Here is a 4,837-nt window from a genome sequence, read left to right as displayed (position 1 = left end):
CCAGACACCGAGCCAGCCGATTCGCCCGCGCATCCAACTCCGCAAACGAAACCTCAACACCCTCAAACACCACAGCAACCGCATCAGGCGTCCGCCCCACCTGAGCCTCAAACAACTCCGGCAACAACCCCGCCGGAACCCCCACCGACGTATCGTTCCACCCCTCCACCACCAAACGCCGCTCCTCCACACCCAGGAGATCCACCGCGTCGAGGCGTGCCTGCGGATCCCGGGTCAGCGCCGCCAGGGTCCGAACCAGCCAGCCCGCGATCCGTTCGGCCGTCGCGACGTCGAACAAGTCGGCGGCCACGGTCACCGCTCCGCGCAGACCGGCCGGAGCCCCTTGGGCGTCGTAGACCTCGAACGCGGTGACCTCCAGGTCGAACTTCGCGACGCGCGGCCCGGCCGCGGCGCCCGTCGGCGCTCCGGCGACCGATGCCTGCGACAGGTCCGGTACGGATCGCACCGTGTTCTGAACGGTCAGCATCACCTGGAACAGTGGATGCCTGGCCAGGGAGCGTGCCGGGGCGAGCTCCTCGACCAGCCGCTCGAACGGCACGTCCTGGTGCTTGAACGCCGCCAGGCCCGACTTCCGTACCTGGGCGAGCAGTTCGCGGATGGTGGGGTTTCCCGTCAGATCGGTCCGAAGGACCAGGGTGTTGACGAAGAAGCCGACCAGGTCGTCCAGTGCCTCATCGGTACGTCCTGCGACCGCCGTACCGACCGGGATGTCGTTGCCCGCACCGAGCCGGGACAGCAGGAGCGCCAGGGCGGCCTGCAACACCATGAAGGTGGTCATACCCTCGGCGCGTGCCACCCGGACCAGCTTGGCATGCAGGTCCGCCGGCACCTCGAGCGGCACGCTGTGGCCGCGGTAGCTCGCAACTGCGGGTCGCGAACGGTCGAAGGGAAGCTCCAGTTCCTCCGGTACCTGCGCCAGGGTTTCCTTCCAGTAGGCGATCTGCCGGGAGATCACACTGTCGGGGTCCGTCTCGTCACCGAGCAGCTCACGCTGCCACAGCGCGTAGTCGGCGTACTGCACCGGCAGCGGCTCCCACTCGGGGGCTCTGCCGAGGGACCGGGCCTCGTAGGCCGTGGAGACGTCCCGCGCCAGCGGGTCGGCCGACCATCCGTCGCTGGCTATGTGATGGGTCGTCACTACGAGGACCTGCTGGTCCGGTCCCGCCTGGAACAGCCAGGCGCGGATCGGTACTTCCGTCGCGAGGTCGAAGGGGTAGCCCTCGGCTCCGGCGATGGCGTCACGTAGGTCGGCCGGCGCCACCTGGACGACCGACAGTTCCCACTCCAGCTCGTCGAGCTTGACGATGCGCTGGTACGGCTCGCCGTCCGCGACCTCGTACACGGTACGCAGCACCTCGTGCCGCCCGAGCACATCCCGCAGCGCGGCGTTCAGCGCCGCCGCGTCGACCTGACCCGGCAGGGGCAGCACGACGGGGATGTTGTACGTGGCGCTCGGGCCGTCCAACTGGCTGATGAACCACAACCGACGCTGGGCAAAGGACAAGGGAATCATCAGGACTCCTCCTGGGTGCGCATCGGCCGCAGAGTCGGCCTGGTGGACTTCTCATTTCCAAGGTGCTGTGCAAGGCCGGCCACGGTCGGCGCGTCGAACAGCGCGGCAATCTCCAGCTCGACGCCGGCAAGCGCCCTGATCTTGCTGATCAGGCGGATTGCGAGCAGTGAGTGCCCGCCGAGGGCGAAGAAGTCGTCATCGACGCTGATCCGCTCCACACCCAGCACTGTCGCGAAGATCTCGCAGAGGAGTTCTTCCTGCGGGGTCGTGGGCTTTCGGCCGGTGCCTGCCGTGAGCGTGAAGTCGGGGGCGGGCAGGGCCTTGCGGTCGAGCTTGCCGTTCACCGTCAGCGGCAGCGCGTCCAGCACCATCACCGCCGCCGGCACCATGTACGCCGGCAGCTTCCCACCAACGAACTCCCGCACCAAAGAAGGCAGTTGCACTTCGTCCGTACCGGAGACCGCGACCACATAAGCGACCAGAGCAGTCGCACCCGACTCCCCGGCCCGCGCGACCACCGCCGCTCGCGCCACCTCAGGGTGGGTGGCGATCACGGCTTGTACCTCGCCAGGCTCGATCCGGAAACCGCGGATCTTCACCTGGTCATCACTACGGCCCGCGAACACCAGCTGACCATCACCAGCCCACCGGGCCCGGTCACCGGTCCGGTACAACCGCTCACCCGAACCACCGAACGGATCCGCCACGAACCGCTCCGCCGTCAGACCTGAGCGCCCGACATACCCACGCGCCAGCTGACTGCCCGCCACATACAGATCACCCACCACACCCGGCGCAACCGGCTGCATCCGCCCGTCCAGCACGAACATCCGCGTATTGGCCACCGGAGAACCGAACGGCACCACACCCTCACGGCCCGGATCCACCCGGCCCGCAGCCGTAATCACCGTCGCCTCCGTCGGCCCATACGTATTGACCAGACGACGACCACGCGACCACCGCCGCGCCATACCCGGCTCAATCGCCTCCGCACCCACCACCAACGCCTCGACACCCGCCAGGTCGTCCGGCTCCAGCACCCCCAGCAGCGAAGGCACCACACTCGCCGAACGCACCCGCGCCGAAGCCACCAGCTCCCGCAACAGCACCGGCTCAGCCCGCTCAGCCGCAGTCGCCACCACCAGCACACCACCGCACGCCAGCGTCACCGCCACATCCAGCACCGACGCATCAAAATTGAACGAAGCGAACTGCAGCACCGGAACACCAGGACCGACATCCATCAACGGACCGAACACCGACACCATGTTCGCCATCGCCCCATGCCCGACAGCCACACCCTTCGGCACACCCGTCGAACCCGACGTGTAAATGACGTACGCCAGACCCTCCGGCCCCACCCTGACATCAGGCGCACCCGCCCCAGCAGCCGCCAGCGCAGGATCAGAGGCCAGCGCCGGATCATCCACCCACACCACCGACTCGGCCCCGACCGGCACACCATCACGCCGGCCCACCACCACCCGGGCACCACTGTCCACCACCATGAACGCCAGCCGCTCCACCGGCAGCTCAGGATCCAGCGGCACATACGCACCACCGGCCTTCCACACAGCCAGAATGGAAGCAACCATGTCCACCCCGCGCGGCAGACACAGACCCACCACCGACTCCGCACCCACACCCTGACCGATCAGGTGATGAGCAAGACGATTCGCCCGGGCATCCAGCTCCCCGTACGAAACCTCCACACCATCGAACACCACCGCAACCGCACCCGGCGAAGCCGCCACATGCGCCGCGAACAACTCCGGCACCATCACCGAAGCAACCTCAACCACCGTGTCATTCCAGCCCGACACCACCAGCTCACGCTCCGCTGCACCCAGCACATCCACCGCACTCAGGCGGACCTGCGAATCTGCGGCCACCGTCTCGAGAACCCGCCCCAACCGCTGAGCGATCGAGTCGGCAGACGCCGACTCGAAAACATCGGCCGACGCAATCAACGAACCACGCAGCCCAGCCGGCGCACCACCCTCGTCGAAGACCTCAGCCAGCGACACATCCAGGTCGAACTTGGCCACCACATCCATCTGCGCCGCCCTCTCCGCCTCCACAGACCGGCGCGAGGACTCGGTAACGGGGAGGTCGAGGACAGCCTCTGCGTTGTTCTGGAGGGTGAGCATCACTTGGAAAAGGGGGTGGCGGGCCATCGAACGGGCCGGGGACAGCTCCTCCACCAGCTTCTCGAACGGCACGTCCTGATGCGCGAAAGCAGAGAGACCCCTCTCCCGCACCCGCCCCAACAGCTCACGGAACGTCGGATCCCCCGACAGGTCCGTACGCAGGACCAGAGTGTTGACGAAGAAGCCCACCAGATCGTCCAGCGCCTCATCCGTACGACCAGCGTTCGCCGAACCGATCGGAATGTCCGTGCCCGCTCCCAGACGGGACAGAAGCACCGCGAACGCGGCTTGCAGCACCATGAACATGGTCACGCCCTCGGCGCGCGCCACCTCCTGCAACCGCGCGTGAACAGGTGCCGGGAAGTGCAGCGGCACACCATACCCGCGGTGAGACGCCGCCGCAGGACGAGCGTGGTCGAAGGGCAGTTCCAGCTCCTCCGGGAGACCGGCCAGCGTCTCGCGCCAGTAGGCGACCTGTCGGGAGATCAGGCTGTCCGGGTCCTGTTCGTCGCCGAGCAGTTCGCCCTGCCACAGCGTGTAGTCGGCGTACTGGACCGGCAGCGGCTCCCAGCCGGGAAGCCGGCCCTCGGCACGCGCCGCGTAAGCCACCGACACGTCCCTGGCCAGCGGAGCCATCGACCAGCCGTCACCAGCGATGTGATGGACCGTCAAGGCGAGGACATGTTCCTGCGGACCCGTCGAGAAGAGCCACGCCCGGACCGGTATCTCCGATTCGAGGTCGAAAACGTGCCCTGCCGCTTCCGCGAGCACACCAGCCAGATCCGCCGGAGCAACTTCAGCCCTCTGGAGCTCCCAACCCAGGTCCTGGATGCTCAGGTTCCGCTGGTACGGAACGCCTTCGTGCGTGGGAAACACCGTGCGCAGGATTTCGTGGCGGGTGAGGGTGTCCCGGAGGGCTGTGTTGAGGGCGTCGGGGTCGATGGGACCGTTGAGGCGTAGTGCGATGGGGATGTTGTAGGTCGCGCTCGGTCCTTCCAGCCGGCCGAGGAACCACAGGCGGCGCTGGGCGAAGGACAGCGGAACGTGTTCGGGACGGTCCTGGAGGGTCAGGGCAGGCCGTGTCTCTCCGTCGTCGGCGAGTCCCGCGGCCAGTCCCGCCACGGTCGGGGAGTCGAAGAGCATGCGGATGTCG

At 67.5% G+C, this 4,837-nt stretch carries 2 protein-coding genes; both read right to left on the bottom strand.

Annotated elements, in window-relative coordinates:
• A partial coding sequence (locus ABT084_RS37650) for a condensation domain-containing protein (RefSeq protein WP_351054290.1) occupies window positions 1-1,534 on the bottom strand: 1,534 nt, incomplete at its 3' end.
• Window positions 1,534-4,806 (bottom strand): non-ribosomal peptide synthetase, encoded by a 3,273-nt coding sequence (locus ABT084_RS37645; protein ID WP_351054287.1) that lies wholly within the window; start codon window positions 4,804-4,806, stop codon window positions 1,534-1,536. The genes ABT084_RS37645 and ABT084_RS37650, both read right to left, overlap by 1 nt.
• Between the last annotated feature and the right edge of the window lie 31 nt (window positions 4,807-4,837).

The organism is Streptomyces sp. NPDC002138 (genome assembly GCF_040296485.1).
GTDB lineage: Bacteria > Actinomycetota > Actinomycetes > Streptomycetales > Streptomycetaceae > Streptomyces.
This window is presented reverse-complemented; position numbering and strand designations above follow the sequence as displayed.